20 protein-coding genes are annotated in these 16,626 nt (G+C 61.4%); 13 read left to right on the forward strand and 7 right to left on the reverse strand.

Going from position 1 to position 16,626, the window contains the following annotated elements:
* The 3 genes from ABI546_RS00345 to ABI546_RS00355 form a co-directional block, all read left to right on the forward strand.
* The coding region (locus ABI546_RS00345; protein ID WP_348042987.1) for a DsbA family protein at positions 1–156 on the forward strand (156 nt) is incomplete at its 5' end.
* Between the two features lie 53 nt (positions 157–209).
* Positions 210–899, forward strand: a complete 690-nt coding sequence (locus ABI546_RS00350) for a dienelactone hydrolase family protein (RefSeq protein WP_348042954.1) — start codon at positions 210–212, stop codon at positions 897–899.
* Between the two features lie 2 nt (positions 900–901).
* Positions 902–1,903: an amidohydrolase gene (locus ABI546_RS00355; protein ID WP_348042956.1), complete on the forward strand. Its 1,002-nt coding sequence runs from the start codon at positions 902–904 to the stop codon at positions 1,901–1,903.
* Between the two features lie 22 nt (positions 1,904–1,925).
* Here ABI546_RS00355 and ABI546_RS00360 read toward each other — a convergent pair whose 3' ends face one another.
* Genes ABI546_RS00360 through ABI546_RS00370 form a run of 3 tightly spaced genes read right to left on the reverse strand, consistent with a single transcriptional unit; the run spans position 1,926 to position 3,260 of the window.
* A complete protein-coding gene (locus ABI546_RS00360) occupies positions 1,926–2,318 on the reverse strand; it encodes a TfoX/Sxy family protein (RefSeq protein ID WP_348042958.1) in 393 nt (130 codons plus the stop codon).
* Between the two features lie 8 nt (positions 2,319–2,326).
* On the reverse strand, positions 2,327–2,677 hold the full coding sequence (locus tag ABI546_RS00365) for a hypothetical protein (protein ID WP_348042960.1): 351 nt from the start codon (positions 2,675–2,677) through the stop codon (positions 2,327–2,329).
* Between the two features lies 1 nt (position 2,678).
* Complete coding sequence (locus ABI546_RS00370; RefSeq protein ID WP_348042962.1) at positions 2,679–3,260, reverse strand: TetR/AcrR family transcriptional regulator; 582 nt, start codon at positions 3,258–3,260, stop codon at positions 2,679–2,681.
* 170 nt (positions 3,261–3,430) lie between these two features.
* On the opposite strand from ABI546_RS00370, the gene ABI546_RS00375 reads away from it, so the two are divergent.
* Positions 3,431–4,093, forward strand: coding sequence for a glutathione S-transferase family protein (locus ABI546_RS00375; RefSeq protein WP_348042964.1), 663 nt, complete (start codon positions 3,431–3,433; stop codon positions 4,091–4,093).
* Positions 4,094–4,114: 21 nt separating this feature from the next.
* Here the strand turns inward: ABI546_RS00375 and ABI546_RS00380 are convergent, their stop codons facing one another.
* The 4 genes from ABI546_RS00380 to hemB form a co-directional block, all read right to left on the reverse strand.
* Positions 4,115–4,666 (reverse strand): DUF1003 domain-containing protein, encoded by a 552-nt coding sequence (locus ABI546_RS00380; protein ID WP_348042966.1) that lies wholly within the window; start codon positions 4,664–4,666, stop codon positions 4,115–4,117.
* 40 nt (positions 4,667–4,706) lie between these two features.
* Positions 4,707–5,465 (reverse strand): DUF72 domain-containing protein, encoded by a 759-nt coding sequence (locus tag ABI546_RS00385; RefSeq protein WP_348042968.1) that lies wholly within the window; start codon positions 5,463–5,465, stop codon positions 4,707–4,709.
* A 46-nt stretch (positions 5,466–5,511) separates the two neighbouring features.
* Positions 5,512–6,627 carry a magnesium transporter CorA family protein gene (locus tag ABI546_RS00390; RefSeq protein ID WP_348042970.1) on the reverse strand — a complete coding sequence of 372 codons (1,116 nt, stop codon included), beginning with the start codon at positions 6,625–6,627 and terminating at the stop codon, positions 5,512–5,514.
* A gap of 100 nt (positions 6,628–6,727) precedes the next feature.
* On the reverse strand, positions 6,728–7,741 hold the full coding sequence (gene hemB, locus ABI546_RS00395) for a porphobilinogen synthase (protein WP_348042972.1): 1,014 nt from the start codon (positions 7,739–7,741) through the stop codon (positions 6,728–6,730).
* 668 nt (positions 7,742–8,409) lie between these two features.
* Here hemB and ABI546_RS00400 point away from each other — a divergent pair.
* From ABI546_RS00400 to fusA, 9 genes are all read left to right on the forward strand, one after another.
* Positions 8,410–8,838: a CopD family protein gene (locus tag ABI546_RS00400; protein WP_348042974.1), complete on the forward strand. Its 429-nt coding sequence runs from the start codon at positions 8,410–8,412 to the stop codon at positions 8,836–8,838.
* A 139-nt stretch (positions 8,839–8,977) separates the two neighbouring features.
* Positions 8,978–10,105 (forward strand): VanZ family protein, encoded by a 1,128-nt coding sequence (locus tag ABI546_RS00405; RefSeq protein WP_348042989.1) that lies wholly within the window; start codon positions 8,978–8,980, stop codon positions 10,103–10,105.
* A gap of 246 nt (positions 10,106–10,351) precedes the next feature.
* Positions 10,352–10,624 (forward strand): DUF2798 domain-containing protein, encoded by a 273-nt coding sequence (locus tag ABI546_RS00410; protein WP_348042976.1) that lies wholly within the window; start codon positions 10,352–10,354, stop codon positions 10,622–10,624.
* A gap of 53 nt (positions 10,625–10,677) precedes the next feature.
* Complete coding sequence (locus ABI546_RS00415; RefSeq protein ID WP_348042978.1) at positions 10,678–11,016, forward strand: (2Fe-2S) ferredoxin domain-containing protein; 339 nt, start codon at positions 10,678–10,680, stop codon at positions 11,014–11,016.
* 114 nt (positions 11,017–11,130) lie between these two features.
* On the forward strand, positions 11,131–11,772 hold the full coding sequence (locus ABI546_RS00420; protein WP_348042980.1) for an alpha/beta fold hydrolase: 642 nt from the start codon (positions 11,131–11,133) through the stop codon (positions 11,770–11,772).
* Between the two features lie 73 nt (positions 11,773–11,845).
* Positions 11,846–13,063, forward strand: a complete 1,218-nt coding sequence (locus tag ABI546_RS00425) for a D-alanyl-D-alanine carboxypeptidase family protein (protein WP_348042982.1) — start codon at positions 11,846–11,848, stop codon at positions 13,061–13,063.
* Positions 13,064–13,427: 364 nt separating this feature from the next.
* Positions 13,428–13,805, forward strand: coding sequence for a 30S ribosomal protein S12 (rpsL, locus tag ABI546_RS00430; RefSeq protein WP_092130055.1), 378 nt, complete (start codon positions 13,428–13,430; stop codon positions 13,803–13,805).
* 201 nt (positions 13,806–14,006) lie between these two features.
* The gene (gene rpsG, locus ABI546_RS00435) at positions 14,007–14,480 is read left to right on the forward strand and encodes a 30S ribosomal protein S7 (protein WP_011481226.1); all 474 of its coding nucleotides are present in this window, start codon (positions 14,007–14,009) and stop codon (positions 14,478–14,480) included.
* A gap of 222 nt (positions 14,481–14,702) precedes the next feature.
* A partial coding sequence (gene fusA, locus ABI546_RS00440; RefSeq protein WP_348042985.1) for an elongation factor G occupies positions 14,703–16,626 on the forward strand: 1,924 nt, incomplete at its 3' end.

A 16,626-nucleotide genomic window follows, 5' to 3' on the forward strand; every position in this document is an offset into this window, starting at 1 on the left:
CAGGCGGTGCAGGAGCGCTATGAGGCCAATACCCAGCAGGCGATTGACGCCGGCGTGTTTGGCGCGCCCAGTTATGTCATCGATGGCGAGTTGTTCTGGGGCCAGGACCGGCTCGATTTTGTGGAGCGCAAGCTGGCCGCCAGAACCGGCTCATAAATCAGCTTATTTTTGACACCTTCCACTTTCATTGGAATCAAGGAGATTGCACCGTGGGTAAATTCATCGATTTGACGGCCGCTGACGGCTTTGTGTTTCCGGCCTATGTGGCGGAGCCGGCGGGAAAACCCAAGGCCGCCATGGTGGTTTTGCAGGAAATTTTTGGTGTCAACGCGCACATCCAGGCCGTGACTGACCGCTTTGCCGATCAGGGTTATCTGGCGGTGGCGCCGGCGACTTTTCACCGCATCAAGCCCGGCGTTGACATGGGCTACGACGAGGCCGGCATGAAAGAGGGCATCGCATTGAAAGCCGCGGTCAACGGCCTGCCCGCGCCGGGGGTGCTGACGGACATCCAGGCCGCCATTGATCACGCGGCAAAGGCCAGCGGCGGCAAGGTGGGCATCATTGGTTTTTGCTGGGGCGGCTTCCTGGCCTGGCGCGCCGCGTGTCTGCTCAAGGGCCTGACCGCGGCGGTTCCCTACTACGGCGGCGGCATGACGGCCGAGGCCGAGATTGCCCTGCAACCCCGATGCCCGGTGCTGGCCCACTTCAGCGACCGCGACCATTCGATTCCGCTGGACACCATCCACGCGTTCATCAAGGCGCATCCGGAAGTCGAGACCCACATTTATTCGGCCGACCACGGCTTTAACTGCGACCAGCGTGGCGCATACGACGAGGCGGCCGCCAATCTGGCGCGCGAGCGCTCGTTGGCATTTTTTGCCGAAAAACTGGCTTGAGCATGCGCCGCGAACCGGGCTTCAAGCATTTTTGGCCTGCAGCCCGTTGGGGGTGTGCGCCAGCAGCTATTGTTTTCATAGCATCTTCGTCGCTTGCCCAAGCGGCCGACTATGCCGGCCCCCTGTTTGACACCCATCTGCACTACAACGAAGAGGCGTGGAACGGTAGCAGCGGCCCGCACCCGCCAAGCGATGTGCTGGCCCGCATGAAGCGCAGCGGCGTCAAAGCCATCGTCGCCAACTCGCGGCCCAACGACGGCACGAAGTCTTTGGCCGCCATGGCCGAAACCCGCCAGGCAGGCGTGACGGTGGTGCCTTTTATCCGCCTATACCGCAACCGCGCTGACTACGACAACTGGTTTCGCGACGAGACGATCTTTGAAATGGTGCAGGCAGAATTCGCGCATGGCGTCACCGGTGACCAGGCCGGGCCGTACAAGGGCATTGGTGAGTTCCACCTCTACGACAGCGCCAACGCCAACGGCCCGGTGGCTAAAAAACTCATGCAGTTCGCGGCAAAAAACAAGCTGGCGGTGCTGGCGCATGTGGACGACACGGCGATTGACCTGCTGATGGCCCATGCGCCCGATGCGCGCCTGGTCTGGGCGCACACCGGCATAGGTGGCGCGCCCGTGGCGCGGGTCGATGCGCTGCTGGGCAAATACCCGCAGCTCATGGGTGAGCTGTCTTACCGCCCGGGCTTGACTTGCGATGGTGGACGGACCGACGCCGGGCCGCCCCAAGGCGGGCAAGCCCCCTCGGGGGGCAGCGAACGACACGCAGTGCGCGAGCGTGGGGGTCCATATTTGTGTCCCGAGTGGCGCACGCTGCTGCTCAAATATCCAACGCGCTTCATGATCGGCTCCGACACCTGGGTCAACCAGCGCTGGCAGTATTACGACGAGACCATGAGGGGTTACCGCACCTGGCTCGGTGATCTGCCGCGGGATGTGGCACGAAAGATCGCGTGGGGGAACGGCGCCAGTTTGTTCGGGCTGAAGTGACAGGCCTGCCATGAATGTGTCGTCATGACGCGGCCCTCCTTGCCCGCTTTGGCTTGACAGCGCGTATCGCAGGCGCCTTGCGTGACCGCACTGCCGCAGCGTAGGCATCGCGTGCCCAGGTGAGCAGGGTCTGGCTGTCCTCCATGGCATCGGCCGGGGCCTCATGGTAGGCGGTGACGGTGACGCGCCCGGTCTTGGTGGCATAGGAAAACGGCGCCAGCGCCAGGGCTTCAAAACGCGTACGGGTGCTCTCGTCCGTGCGCAAGTACAAAGTGCCCTTCATGAAGAACGCGAAATACACGCCGTTCAGAACCAGACCTGCACCGCCGAAAAACTTCTTCACCTCCACCTTTCCCAGCGCGCCCAGGCCGTCGGCGGTTTCGGCGGCTTGCAGCAGCGTAACGGAAGTGGCCATGCTGCAGCTCAGGCAGCGGAATCAAAGAAGCCGGTGATGTGCTGCAGGCGGCCGTCCTGGTGCAGCACGGCAAAACTCCTGCCTGTTTGCAGCACCGAGTTGTTGACGTCCCTGAGTTCCCAGGCACAGAGACAGCGCCCATGGTGCTCGGCAACGCTGAGGATGTGAAAGTGCGCGCCGGGCGCCATATCCTGAAAGCCGCCCATATAGGCGGACAAGGCGGCGCGTCCTTCGAGCAGCCCGTTCACATCGCAGTAACTGCACTCATCATGCAGGCAGATTTCAAGTTCGGCGTCACGCGTGACCGGGTCTGCCGACCAGATGCGGGCGTAGCGAATCCACAAGGTGTGGGGGGTCATGTCATGCGCTTTCCAGGGTGTCGAATTCGAGGTCAATGGCTTGCTTGAGGGTTCGTTTGTCGTGGCCAGCACGCACCAGTACCAGCACGCCCTGGTAAAACGCCACCAGCTTGAGCGCGGCGACAGCGGGGCTGAGCTTCGGGGGCAAAAGGTTAGCTGCTTGCGCGTCGGCGAGGCGGTCCTGCAGCGCTGCGCGCAGGATCTCAAAGGCCTCTGCCAGGGAGTCCGCTGGCAACAGGCCGTCGCCGCCGAATTCAATGGCCGAGTTCGTGATCAGGCAGCCATGGCTTGTGCCTCCGGGCTCCCGCAGCAGGGACTGGAACAGCGCCCGAACGCCCGCCAGTCCCTTGGCCGGGGCGGCGTGGGCAGCGATGCGCCGCCTGAGGACCTCGTTCAGGTAATGGGCAAACGAAGCCTTGAACAAGCCGGCCTTGTCGCCGTAGGCGTTGTAGATACTGCCGGCGCTGAGGCCGGTAGCCTCCTCGAGCGTGCGTATGGACATCGTGGAGAAACCGGTGCGCCGAAAAGCTTGCATGGCACCGGTGAGCACTGCGGATTCGTCAAAAGAGCGGGGTCGTGACACGTGTTTATTCTTGGGTCATTTAAATTGATCATTCTAGAATAGGCGTTTTAGAAAAAACTGTCAAGGCAAGCGCTGGGGTTTTGTTGTGTCCTTCCTTGATCCGCCATGAAGCGGTCTGATTGGGCTGGTTGGGGCTGATTGGAAAGGGCTTGTGCATTAGCATTGGCCATATGATCCAACTCCATTTTTCCCCCAGCAGCGCCGCCATGGTTCCCCACATCCTGCTTCATGAGCTGGGCGTGCCATTTGAAAAAATCCTGGTCGATACCAGCGCGGGCGCGCACCGTTCTGAGGAGTACCGCAAGCTCAACCCCAACGGCTTGATCCCGACGCTGGTGGATGGCGAGCTGGTGTTGTATGAAACCGCGGCAATCTGCCTGCACCTGTGCGATACACATCCCGAGGCGGGCTTGGCGCCCGCAGTGGGCTCCGTCGAGCGTGCGCATTTCTACAAATGGCTGATGTGGCTGACCAATACGCTGCAGGCGACGCTCATTGTTTACTTCTACACCGACCGCTGGATGAATCCCGGAAACGCCGCCGGTGTAACCGAGCTGAAGTCGCACGCGGAAGCCCGGGTGGGGCAGATGCTCGACCAGCTGGATGCCGAGCTGGCAAGGCTTGAAAAACTTCATGGCCAACCCTGGCTATTGGGAGCGAAGTATTCCGCGGTGGACATTTACACGCTGACGCTGTGCCGCTGGACGCGCAACTTTGCGTCATCGCCAGCGCGCAGCCGTCCCCATCTTGGCCCTTACCTGCAACGGGTGCTGGCGCGTCCCGCGGTGATTCAGGCGTTCACGGACGAAGGCTTGGCGCAGCCCTGGATTTGAGCAACGTGCAAGCGTGTGGTCTCAGGGCGCCGGGTTTTCGCGCTGCGCCTGCTCGATCTGGGCCACCAGCTTTTCCGGGTCGGTGTCCTCCCTGAGGATGGGTATGTCCGGGTCGCCCTCCAGGTTGGCGCCCACCTTCTTGGCGATGCGTTCGAGCATCTGGATCATCTTGGTATTTTCCTGCTCGGTCAGCAGATTGATCTGCAGGTCCAGCTGGTTGCGTCGGTCGCTGATGCGCAATTCGTAGTTCTGGCTGATCAGGATAAAGGACGAGAGGAAGATGGCTTCCAGCGACACCACCAGCGTGAGGAAGGTGAACGGGTAAGGGTCAAAATGCGCCAGCCCCGGCCATGCGTTAAAGCCGATCCACGATGCAAAGACGAGCACATGCATCCAGACAAAAGTCATGGAGCCGCAGAAGCCTGCAACAAAAGCGGCCATGCGGTCGGCCCGGCTGCGGTTGGCCAGCGCCGCCTCTTCCACGCGCCGCATGGACTGCACGTTTTCGCGTGTCAGGTCGTCGGCACACGATACGTGGCCCTTCATTGCCTTCTTGCTGGAGCGCTTGCGCATGTGACATCCTTGTTTCAGGGCGCTGTTCGCGCCCGCCGGCTCATAGCCCTTGCAGGGTCTGAGTGAGGCGAAGGGCATCAGGCGCCGCCGCCCCGTTGGCCGTATTGTCAAAGATGCACCACGCGGACGCGTCGGACGCCGCCGCAAGCTTGAGCCGGACGGCAAGCGCATCCAGCACGTCAGGCGCATACGCCGAGTAGTACATGCGTGGTGACCCGTGCAGGCGCACGTAGACCAGGCCGGGGTAGCCGCCGGGGTAGCGGGCGGCGTCGAACAAAACCGGGTCGGCCAGAACGCGCGACACCTTCATGGCCTTGAGCAGGTCATCCACTGCCGGGCTGAACCAGCTGGCGTGCCGCGGCTCCAGCGCGATACCGCCGCCATGGCGATGCCGCAGGCCCGCCAGAAAGCTTTCTGCCGCCTGCGGATCAAACGCCAGGCTGGGCGGCAGCTGAACCAGCAGGCAACCCAGTTTTTTGCCGAGGCAACCGGCCTGTTCCAGAAAAACATCCAGCAGGGCTTCGCGTTGGCGCAGCCGCTTTTCATGCGTGATGGTTTTGGGCAGCTTCACGGAAAAACGGAAATCCGCCGGCACGCCGTCTGCCCAGCGCGCGTAGGTGGTGGGCTGGTGCGGGCGGTAGAACGAGGAATTGATTTCGACGGCGCTGAAGCGCGCGGCGTAGCGCTCAAGATGGCTGCCGTCCGGGGGGAATTCCGGCCAGGTGTCTCGCGGCAGGCTCCAGCCCGCGCAGCCGACCTTCACGGCGCAGGCGGGGTCGGGGTGGGCTTCGGACTGCATGGCGGTTGATAGCGGCAGTGCTGCGAGGAAATCTTGTGTGCGCCTCTCAGCGGCGTGTTCTGGCCAGGTATTGCTTGCGCCAGAACACCGTCGCGACCACCACGACGATCAACACCATGAAGCCGAAGGTCCACCAGAAACCGGTGGACGCGTGCAGGAAGGGCATGAACTCGAAATTCATGCCGAAGAAGCCGGTGATCAGATTCAGCGGCAGAAAGATGGCGGTGAGCGCCGTCAGTGTGCGCATGATGTCGTTGGTACGGTTGCTTTGCGCCGAAAAATGCATCTGCACCGCGGTCTCGGCGCTTTGCTCCATGCGCCGCACATGGTGCACCACGCGTTCGATGTGTTCAAGCACATCGCGCGAACGGATTTTGAGCAGCTCGCGCTCGCGCACGGCGGCAGGCGTGGCGCCTTCCGGCCAGGTTTCAATCGAGTCGATCCAGTCCTGCAGCGCAGCGCGCTGGTCCTCGCAGATTTCATCGAGGTGGTGCATGGCAAGCCGCGCATCAAGCACCGAGCTCCAGTTGCTAAAGCGCGTGCCGGGCCGGAGCAGTTCGGACTGCCAGTGGTCGAGCTGGCGCGTGAGCTCGCGCCGCAGCTCCAGGTAGCCGTCCACCATCTGGTTGACGATGCGCAGCATCAGGTCAGCCGGGCTGGTGGGCAGCTTGACGCCGCTGGAGCGGGATTCGGCCGTGGTGGCGTTGAGCAAGCGGGTCGCATAGGCCTCGCGCACCGTGCAGTCGGCGGGGTGCACGGTCAGCAGTACCCGGTCAAACACCGCAAACCCGACGGGGCTGGTGTCGATGCGTTTGAGGACCGGCGGGCCGCTGCGTTTCGTGCGCTCGTGCAGCGGTTCGCCGGGCTGGGTGAAGTCGGTTTCGCTTTGCCCGGCGGCCAGGCGGCGAAACACCAGCACGTCGTACTGCGAGGTGTAATCGTAGTGAGAGGGGAGCTGGTTGTTCAGCAGGTCGGCCACATGCAGGTCCACCAGCTGGGTGCCGCACAGGGCCTGCAGCGTGGCCTGGACCTGCGCCTGCATCACCTCGAACTCCCGGCGTGCGCAGGCGATCCAGACAAAGCCCTGGGCTGGCAGCTGGGCCGGCAGGGCGTCGGTTTCGGTCGTACCCTGGGCGCCGGAAGTGATGCTGAAAACGCGCATGAAATTTCTTCGATGTTTGAGTATCAAATTGGCCGCAAGCCCAGGCGGAATGCGCGCAAGCAGCTATTGTCCTAATAGCAACAACATGCGCTGACCGCTGTCAGGTTTGCCGCATTTTGCGGGCTGCATCGAGGGCGAAGTAGGTCAGCACGCCGTCGGCGCCGGCACGCTTGAAGGCCAGCAGGCTTTCCATCATCACGGCATCGTGGTCCAGCCAGCCGTTTTGTGCGGCCGCTTTGATCATGGCGTACTCGCCACTGACCTGGTAGGCAAAGGTCGGCACGCCGAACTCGTCTTTAACGCGGCGCACCACGTCGAGATAAGGCATGCCGGGCTTGACCATCACCATGTCGGCGCCTTCGGCAATGTCCATCGCCACTTCGCGCAGCGCTTCATCGCTGTTGCCCGGGTCCATCTGGTAGGCCTTTTTGTCGGCCTTGCCCAGGTTGTTGGCCGAGCCCACCGCGTCGCGAAAGGGGCCGTAAAAGGCGCTGGCGTACTTGGCGCTGTAGGCCATGATGCGGGTGTGGATCAGTTTTTTGGCCTCCAGCGCCTGGCGAATCGCGCCAATACGCCCATCCATCATGTCGCTGGGCGCGACCATGTCGACGCCGGCCTCGGCCTGGCAAAGCGCCTGCCGCACCAGCATGGCCATCGTTTCTTCATTGAGGATGTAACCGTTTTCATCCGGCAGACCGTCCTGGCCGTGCGTGGTGAAGGGGTCAAGCGCCACGTCGGTCATTACGCCAAGGTCGGGAAAATGCTTTTTCAGCGCCCGAACCACCTGCGGAATCAAGCCGTCGGGGTTGGTGGCCTCAATGCCGTCATAGGTTTTGAGCGAGGCATCGACCACCGGAAACAGCGCCATCACCGGAATGCCCAGTTTCACGCACTCTTCGGCCACCGGCAACAACAAATCCAGGCTCAACCTTTCGACGCCGGGCATGGACGCAACCGGCTGGCGCTGTTGCTGGCCATCCACCACAAACACCGGATAAATCAGGTCATGGGGAGTGAGTGCGTGTTCACGTACGAGGTTGCGGGTGAACGCGTCGCGGCGCAGCCGGCGAGGACGGCCTGCAGGAAAAGGCGCGAAAGGGGATGCATGTGTCATGCGCAAATTGTGCCAAAGGTTGATGAAAGGGCTCGCGGTATTTCGTGAAGCCTGCAGGGCATTGGCGATTGAACCTTCGCCATGTCGATGGTGTGCAGCTTTACACGAATTACTTAGTTCACTTAGTAAATCGTTGCCGGGGCGCGAGATGCGTGGTTAGAATTACTACGTGTGGTTACCAATTTGGTACCTGCATCCCGCTTTTCCTCCCTGAGCGGGGCCTTTGCGTGTGACAGCAAAAAGGCTTACCAGCCCGGTGGCTCATGCCATCCGGGCCTTTTTTTTGCCCCGCGCATTCATAAATCCGCTGCCCGGGCGAATCGCCGCGTTGCGCGGTGCTCGCAATCCTCATGGACTTGAGTCCACTCCGGTTGTGGCGCTCCGGGCGCCTTGCGCTTCATCCCGGCCAGCGAATTTCTGAACGCGCGGCCGCAGTGCGCCCATCGCCTCAGGGCGGGGCGCGGGTTTTAAACCAGCATGAGCCGCGGAACCGGTTTTGCCGGGCCGCAGGCGGGCGGCCCCCCTCGGGGGGCAGCGACCACACGAAGTGGGGAGCGTGGGGGTTGCAGCCACCGCGGAACCGGCTTAGCCGGGCCGCAGGCGCAGCGGCCCCCTCGGGGGGGCAGCGCATTACACGAAGTGAAAAGCGTGGGGGCTAAACTACCCCGATGCTCTGGGTCAAATCACTCCACATCGTTTTCATCGCCAGCTGGTTTGCCGGGCTTTTTTACCTGCCGCGCATTTTTGTGAACCTGGCCATGGTCCCGCCGGAAAGTGTGGCGGAGCGGGAGCGATTGGTTCTGATGGCGCGCAAGCTGATGCGTTTTACGACCATTCTGGCCGTGCCCGCGCTGGCATTCGGCCTGTGGCTGTACCTGGGCTACGGCATAGGCCGCGGGCCCGGCAACGGCTGGATGCACGCCAAGCTGGCCGTCGTGGCGCTCGTGATCGGCTACCACCACGCCTGCGGCCGCCTGCTTGCGAAGTTTGTCGACAACCGCAACACCCGCAGCCACAAGTGGTTCCGCTGGTTCAACGAAGCGCCGGTGCTGCTGTTATTAGCCGCAGTCATCCTGGTTGTGGTCAAGCCTTTCTAACAACCTAGGGAACGCAGTGCCTTCCCCGAATTCATCAGCAGACGCGCGCGAACCGGCTTTGCCGGGCGCGACGCGTCGTCCCCTGCAAGGGGAGGCAGAACTACACGATGCGCTGCATCGTGAGGATGTCAGGGGTGAGATCGTCCCGAAGCGGAGTGAGAACGATAGGGGTGTTCACAAAACCACCGCTTGGCCGCTCGCCCTGGCAACCATTTGCCTGGTGGTGTATGCCAGTCTCTACCCCTTCGCCGATTGGCGCGACCAGGGTATTTCGCCGCTACGGTTCCTGACCGCGCCGCTACCGCAGTATTGGACCGGATTTGATGTGGGCGCCAACCTGCTGGGTTACGCGCCGCTGGGCTTCTTGCTGGCGTTGTCAGCGCTGCGCAGCCGGCGCATTGGCTGGGCCGTGACGGCGGCGGTGCTGGCAGGCGCACTGTTGTCGCTGGCCATGGAGACGCTGCAAAGCTACTTGCCTTCGCGCATTCCTTCCAATGTCGATTTGGCGCTCAACACGGCCGGCGCATGGCTGGGCGCGTGTTGCGCGTGGGCGCTGGAAAAAACCGGCATCGTGGACCGCTGGAGCCGCTTTCGGGCGCGCTGGTTTGCGCAGGACGCGCGCGGCGCGCTGGTGCTGTTGCTGCTTTGGCCGCCGGCGTTGCTGTTTCCGGCTTCCGTGCCCCTCGGGTTGGGGCAGGTGTTTGAGCGGCTGGAACTGGCACTCGCCGAGTTGCTGACCGATACGCCTTTTCTGGAGTGGATGCCGGTGCGCGACGTGGAGCTGCAGCCGCTGGTGCCGATTGCCGAATTGCTGTGCGTGGCGCTGGGCGCACTGATTCCCTGCCTGCTCGGCTACTGTGTGATTCGCACGCTGTGGCAGCGCGCGGCTTTTTCCGCCGCGATCATCGTGGTCGGCATTGCGGCATCGGCACTGTCAGCCGCCCTCAGCTACGGTCCGGACCATGCCTGGGCCTGGCTGGACCTGCCGGTGCAGGTAGGCATCGGGTTTGCAGGCCTGCTGGCCGCTGTGCTGCTGCCGGCGCCGCGCCGGAGTGCTGCGGCGCTGGCGCTGCTGGCGCTCACCATTCATCTGGGGCTGCTCAACCAGGCACCGGCTGACCCGTACTTTGCCCAGACCTTGCAAACCTGGGAGCAGGGCCGCTTCATCCGCTTTCATGGCCTGGTGCAATGGCTGGGCTGGCTATGGCCCTATGCGGCCTTGCTATATGTTCTGGTGCGGGTGTCGGGCCGCGAACCGGGGCCGTAACTGGCCTTGACTGGGCCTGAACTTGGGCGTTAACCGGCCTGTTAACGGCGTGTTAACGGCGCAACTGGGCGCGTCTGGCGACGTCGCCTCTGCTACCATTGGCCTGCGATCTCCCTCAAGAGTTGCCGTAAGCGTTTACGTCAATCAACGCGCCTACTACCGCCGGCCATGCCGGGGTTGTGTTTCCTGCAGGCCTACTCGGCTGCCGGGAAGGGCGCCTTGACTGGACGGCTTACGGAACCATTTATGAACTCTTCGAAATCTTCATCGCGCACCCTTTTCGGTTTGCCAAAACTCCCCGCTCATAGCGCGCAGTGGGTCACGCCCTTGCTGTTGTCTGTTTTCATGACCTGCATCGTGTCCATCATCAGCACGCTCAAAGGCGTCGGCATGGCGCCCGGGATCCTGCGCATCTGGCTGGGCGTATGGGCGCTTTCCTGGGTGATCGCATTTCCGACCCTGTTGCTGGTGCTTCCGCTGGTGAAAAAAGCGACCGCGCTGGTCGTCGAGGCGTCTTGATGCCTGCTGCCGGCGCGCCTGCATACCCAGCACACATCCACTAAAGTCACACCATGCCAGAACAAAAATCCTATTACGAACGCCATGTCTTCTTTTGCCTGAACCAGCGCAACAACGGAGAAGACTGCTGCGCCGACCACCGGGCGCAAGAAGGCTTTGACCGTTGCAAGTCGCAGGTCAAGGCGGCCGGGCTGGCCGGGCCCGGCAAGGTCAGGGTCAACAAAGCCGGTTGCCTGGACCGCTGCGCCGGTGGCCCGGTCGCGGTGGTGTACCCCGAGGCCGTTTGGTACACCTTTGTCGACGCAAGTGACATTGACGAAATCGTCGAGTCGCACCTCAAAAACGGCCAGGTCGTCGAACGCCTGCTGCTGCCCGCGCAGGTGGGTCGCTAGGGCCGGCACGGCGGGTTTTGCCTTAAATTTGCATCTTTTTGCCCTCCAGCCCAATATGGCCACGCGCCACCAGCTCCTTATTTGATAGCAAGCTATTTGAATGGACTCCTCACCGTGAATTCGCAAACTCGCAAATCAATCATTCAGGGCGCAGCCGGTGCGATTGAAATTGCCGTGGACCTTCCCGCTGACGCTTCGCGCGGCGTGGCGGTCATCGCGCACCCGCACCCGCTGTTTGCCGGCACCATGGACAACAAGGTGGTACAGACCCTCGCGCGGGCCTTTGTGCAATGCGGATGGACCGCAGTGCGGTTTAACTTTCGCGGTGTGGGCGGCAGCGCCGGCACCCACGATGAAGGTCGCGGCGAGCTTGAAGATATGCTGACCGTGGTGGAGCACGCGGCACCGGCCGGCGACGGCCAGGTGCTGGCGCTGGCCGGATTTTCGTTTGGGGCGTTTGTCACCACGCACGCGTTTGAGCGCCTGAACGCCGTCCGCGCCATTGAAAAACTGGTGCTGGTCGGTACCAGCGTGAGCCGGGCTCCGGCGGCGCCCGTCCCTGAGGCTGCGCACCTGAAAACGCTGGTGGTGCACGGTGAGCAGGACGACACGGTGCTGTTGTCGGCGGTGCTGGACTGGGCGCGTCCGCAGGCACTCCCTGTTACGGTTGTCCCCGGGGGAAGCCATTTCTTTCATGGACAATTGCCCTTGCTGAAAAACTTGGTGGTTCGCCATCTGTCGTCGCCGGCGGCCTGATTTTTGCCGCACGCCGGCGCTTCTTTTTCGCCGGCCTGCCCCTTTCCTGTAACACTTCAATTTCACCGACCTCATGCACTGCACATTCAAGGCTTTTCGCGCTCCCGGCGGCCTGCGCGATTTCGCCGCCAGCCTGACCCTGTTTCTGACCCTGCTTGTACCCGCGGCGCATGCCCAGGTGCCGCAGGCGCCCGAAATCGCCGCGCGTTCCTATCTGCTGCTGGATATCACCGCCAACCAGATCCTGGCGGCCAAGGACATCGATTCGCCGGTAGAGCCTGCGTCGCTGACCAAGCTGATGACCGAATACCTGGTATTTGACGCACTCAAATCCAAAAAAATCGATTTGAAGCAGACATTCCCCGTCAGCCAGCGCGCCTGGAAAATGCCGGGCTCGCGCATGTTCATCGACCCGAAGATGCAGGTGCCCGTCGAGGACCTGATCAAGGGCATGGTGGTGCAGTCAGGCAACGACGCCACGATGGCATTGGCCGAAGGTGTGGGCGGAACAGCCGAGAATTTCGTTCGCCTTATGAATGAGCAGGCCAAGGCGCTGGGCATGAAGTCCACGTCGTATAAAAACCCGGAAGGCCTGACGGAGCCGGGCCATACGACCACCGCACGTGACCTGAGCATTCTGTCGACCCGGCTGATGCAGGACTTCCCCGACTACATCGGTTATTCGGCCATCAAGAAATACCGTTACCCCGGAACACCGGCTGCCAACGACACCAACCGCAACACCTTGCTGTTCCGCGACCCGACCGTGGACGGCCTCAAAACCGGTCACACCGACGCCGCCGGCTATTGCATGATTGCCACCGCGAAGCGTGATTTCCCCAACCTGGGCGCAGCCGGTGCGCCGGGCGGGCGGCGCTTGCTGGCCATCGTGCTGGGCACGGTGAGCGACAGTGCCCGGGCCAATGAATCGCAAAAACTGCTGAACTGGGGCTATACGGCCTATGAAGCGGTGAAGCTGTTTGATGCCGGCCAGGCCGTGGTGATGCCTTCCGTCTGGAAGGGCACCTCATCGACCGTGAAGCTGGGCCGACCTCAGGCCATCGTGGTGGCGGTCGCCGCTGGCAATGCCGCCAAAGTTAAAACCCAGGTAGCGCGGCCCGACCCCCTGGTGGCGCCGTTTGCCAAAGGCCAGGCCGTCGGCACACTGAAGGTCAGCCTGGGCGACAACCCGGCGCCCGTGGCCGAGGTGCCGCTGGTGGCACTGGAGGCGGTGGAAGAGGCCGGCATTCTGGGCCGCGCATGGGATGCCATCCGGCTGTGGATTAAATAAGACGGAATATTGAGGAACCGCAGCGAAGGCGGCGCCGGTATGTCGTTGGAGCCGCTTTTTGACCCTCCGTCGCCGTGCCTCCGTGCTTCGGACACTCCCGCGGCGTATGCAACGAATTGATCAGCGTTCCGCTTCGGGCGCACATTCCTGCCGAGCACGAAAGTTGGAGTGGGCGCTAACATCCTTGTTTGGGATGTGCAATGCCCCGCCAGTCGGATCACCCGACAGGGGCTGATCGCGGGTTCTGCTTGAGGGATTCCTCCATCCGGTTTATACTAGAAGGCTTTTCCGCTTTCGTGGCGGGAAATATTTGTGGCCGTATCAACACGGTAAATTAGTTTTCAGACGTTTAGGGACGTTTTCAATGCCAACCATTAATCAGTTAGTCCGTCAGGGGCGCGAGGTCGAAAAGATCAAGTCCAAGAGCCCCGCGATGGAAAATTCTCCACAGCGCCGCGGTGTCTGCACCCGTGTCTACACCACGACGCCTAAAAAGCCCAACTCCGCTCTGCGTAAAGTCGCCAAAGTGCGCCTGACCAACGGATTTGAAATCATTTCCTACATCGGCGGCGAAGGCCACAACCTGCAGGAACACAGCGTGGTGCTGGTTCGCGGCGGTCGTGTCAAGGACTTGCCCGGTGTGCGTTACCACATCGTCCGTGGTTCGCTCGACTTGCAAGGCGTGAAAGACCGCAAGCAGTCGCGCTCCAAGTACGGTGCCAAGAAGCCAAAGGCCAAATAAGCCAAATCGGCCCGGGTTTGACGATTCGAGCCAGAAGAGGCTGCAAAGCTTTTTCAAAACAAGGTGTTTCATTCGCCCTGGCAGGTGTCTGAAACGAAGTGACCCAAGTGCAAATAGTTGCACCGGTCGAGTAAGTGAGGGTTTTGATAACTCTCGCGGTGTTGCCAAAAGCAATGCCAACTGAAGCAAAGAGGTGAAAAAATGCCACGTCGTCGCGAAGTCCCTAAACGTGAAATTCTTCCTGATCCAAAATTTGGCGATGTTGATCTCGCCAAGTTCATGAACGTGATCATGCAAGGCGGCAAAAAGGCCGTCGCAGAGCGCATCATTTATGGCGCGCTCGACTTTATCGAGAAAAAGAACCCCGGCAAAGACCCGCTCGAGGCTTTCCACATGGCCATCGGCAACATCAAGCCCATGGTTGAAGTGAAGTCCCGCCGTGTCGGTGGTGCCAACTACCAGGTGCCGGTTGAAGTGCGTCCTGTCCGCCGTATGGCTCTGGCCATGCGCTGGTTGAAGGAAGCCGCCAAGAAGCGTGGCGAGAAGTCCATGTCTTTGCGTCTGGCCAATGAGCTGATGGAAGCGACCGAAGGCCGTGGCGGCGCCATGAAAAAGCGTGACGAAGTTCACCGCATGGCAGAAGCCAACAAGGCGTTCAGCCACTTCCGCTTCTAATTTTTCGATTGCAGTATTTGCTGCGCTGAATTGACGGGTTGCCAGGCGGTTTCAAGGTGTGATCACCTTGATTGCCGCCGGTTCAACCCCAATTTCTGCCAGCCGGGTGTCGTGCACAACATCATTCCCGGCCAGCAGACGCGTAGAAGAAATGAAGGATGCCCGGATTGCGGGCAGTCTTTCAACGAGTCTTTGTTCGTAACCCCGAACTGAAAGTAATTTATGTCCCGCGCTACCCCCATTTCACAATACCGCAACATCGGCATTTCCGCGCACATTGATGCCGGCAAGACCACCACCACCGAGCGGATCCTTTTTTACACCGGCGTGAACCACAAGATTGGTGAAGTTCACGACGGCGCGGCCACCATGGACTGGATGGAGCAAGAGCAGGAGCGCGGCATCACGATTACTTCCGCCGCCACCACCTGCTTCTGGAAAGGCATGGACACGTCCCTGCCCGAACACCGCATCAACATCATCGACACCCCGGGCCACGTGGACTTCACCATTGAGGTGGAGCGTTCCATGCGCGTGCTTGACGGCGCCTGCATGGTGTACTGCGCCGTGGGTGGCGTTCAGCCCCAGTCCGAAACCGTCTGGCGCCAGGCCAACAAGTACAAGGTGCCCCGCCTTGCGTTCGTCAACAAGATGGACCGCACTGGCGCGAACTTCTTCAAGGTCGTGGAGCAGATGAAGCTGCGCCTGAAGGCCAGCCCCGTGCCTATGGTGATCCCCATCGGTGCCGAAGAAAACTTCACCGGCGTGGTCGACCTGCTGAAAATGAAGGCCATCATCTGGGACGAAGCCTCGCAAGGCATGAAGTTCACCTACAGCGACATCCCCGCCGAGCTCGTCGAGCTGGCCAAGGAATGGCGCGAGAAGATGGTCGAGGCTGCGGCCGAGTCGTCTGAAGAGCTCATGAATAAGTACCTTGAAGAAGGTGACTTGACCGAAGCTGAAATCAAGCTGGGCATCCGCACGCGTACCATCGCCAGCGAAATCCAGCCGATGTACTGCGGCTCCGCGTTCAAGAACAAGGGTGTGCAACGCATGCTGGACGCCGTGATTGAATTCATGCCGTCGCCTATCGACATCCCGCCTGTCAAGGGCATGGACGAAGATGAGGCGCCCGTCACCCGCAAGGCTGACGATGAAGAGAAGTTCTCCGCATTGGCCTTCAAGCTGATGACTGACCCGTTCGTGGGCCAGCTGACCTTCGTGCGCGTGTATTCCGGCGTCCTGAAAAAGGGCGACAGCGTCTACAACCCGATCAAGGGTAAGAAAGAGCGTATCGGCCGTATCGTGCAGATGCACGCCAACAACCGTGAAGAAGTCAGCGAAATCCGCGCCGGCGACATCGCCGCCTGCGTGGGCCTCAAAGACGTCACCACCGGCGAAACCCTGTGCGATCCCGATGCCATCGTCATGCTCGAGCGCATGGTGTTCCCTGAGCCCGTGATTACGCAGGCTGTGGAACCCAAGACCAAGGCCGACCAGGAAAAAATGGGTATCGCGCTGCAGCGTCTGGCGCAGGAAGATCCGTCTTTCCGCGTCAAGACCGACGAAGAGTCCGGCCAGACCCTGATTGCCGGCATGGGCGAGCTGCATCTGGAAATTATTGTGGACCGCATGAAGCGTGAATTTGGCGTCGAAGCCAACGTGGGCAAGCCCCAAGTGGCTTACCGCGAAACCATCCGCAAGACTGTGGAAGACGCCGAAGGCAAGTTCGTGCGCCAGTCCGGTGGTAAGGGTCAGTACGGCCACGTCGTGCTCAAGATCGAGCCCAACGAAGCCGGCAAGGGCATCGAATTTATCGACGCCATCAAGGGCGGTGTGGTTCCTCGCGAATACATCCCTGCGGTGGAAAAGGGCATCAACGAAGCCGTGACGACTGGTGTGCTCGCCGGCTATCCGGTGGTTGACGTCAAGGTCACGCTGCACTTCGGTTCCTACCACGATGTGGACTCGAACGAATTGGCCTTCAAGATGGCTGCCATCTTCGGTTTCAAGGAAGGCTGCCGCAAGGCCAGCCCGGTGATTCTGGAGCCCATGATGGCCGTGGAAGTTGAAACGCCTGAAGACTACGCCGGCAACGTGATGGGCGATCTGTCCTCACGCCGCGGCATGGTGCAGGGCATGGAAG

This window comes from Polaromonas sp., from assembly GCF_039932935.1.
GTDB lineage: Bacteria > Pseudomonadota > Gammaproteobacteria > Burkholderiales > Burkholderiaceae_C > Polaromonas.

Coding starts and splice junctions, on each gene's coding strand:
- ABI546_RS00355 (WP_348042956.1), top strand. CDS start 902: ATGCGCCGCGAACCGGGCTTCAAGCATTTTTGGCCTGCAGCCCGTTGG.
- ABI546_RS00410 (WP_348042976.1), top strand. CDS start 10,352: ATGAACTCTTCGAAATCTTCATCGCGCACCCTTTTCGGTTTGCCAAAA.
- rpsL (WP_092130055.1), top strand. CDS start 13,428: ATGCCAACCATTAATCAGTTAGTCCGTCAGGGGCGCGAGGTCGAAAAG.
- ABI546_RS00365 (WP_348042960.1), bottom strand. CDS start 2,677: ATGACCCCCCACACCTTGTGGATTCGCTACGCCCGCATCTGGTCGGCA.
- rpsG (WP_011481226.1), top strand. CDS start 14,007: ATGCCACGTCGTCGCGAAGTCCCTAAACGTGAAATTCTTCCTGATCCA.
- ABI546_RS00415 (WP_348042978.1), top strand. CDS start 10,678: ATGCCAGAACAAAAATCCTATTACGAACGCCATGTCTTCTTTTGCCTG.
- hemB (WP_348042972.1), bottom strand. CDS start 7,741: ATGACACATGCATCCCCTTTCGCGCCTTTTCCTGCAGGCCGTCCTCGC.
- ABI546_RS00360 (WP_348042958.1), bottom strand. CDS start 2,318: ATGGCCACTTCCGTTACGCTGCTGCAAGCCGCCGAAACCGCCGACGGC.
- ABI546_RS00400 (WP_348042974.1), top strand. CDS start 8,410: ATGCTCTGGGTCAAATCACTCCACATCGTTTTCATCGCCAGCTGGTTT.
- ABI546_RS00385 (WP_348042968.1), bottom strand. CDS start 5,465: ATGCAGTCCGAAGCCCACCCCGACCCCGCCTGCGCCGTGAAGGTCGGC.
- ABI546_RS00425 (WP_348042982.1), top strand. CDS start 11,846: ATGCACTGCACATTCAAGGCTTTTCGCGCTCCCGGCGGCCTGCGCGAT.
- ABI546_RS00375 (WP_348042964.1), top strand. CDS start 3,431: ATGATCCAACTCCATTTTTCCCCCAGCAGCGCCGCCATGGTTCCCCAC.
- ABI546_RS00390 (WP_348042970.1), bottom strand. CDS start 6,627: ATGCGCGTTTTCAGCATCACTTCCGGCGCCCAGGGTACGACCGAAACC.
- ABI546_RS00380 (WP_348042966.1), bottom strand. CDS start 4,666: ATGCGCAAGCGCTCCAGCAAGAAGGCAATGAAGGGCCACGTATCGTGT.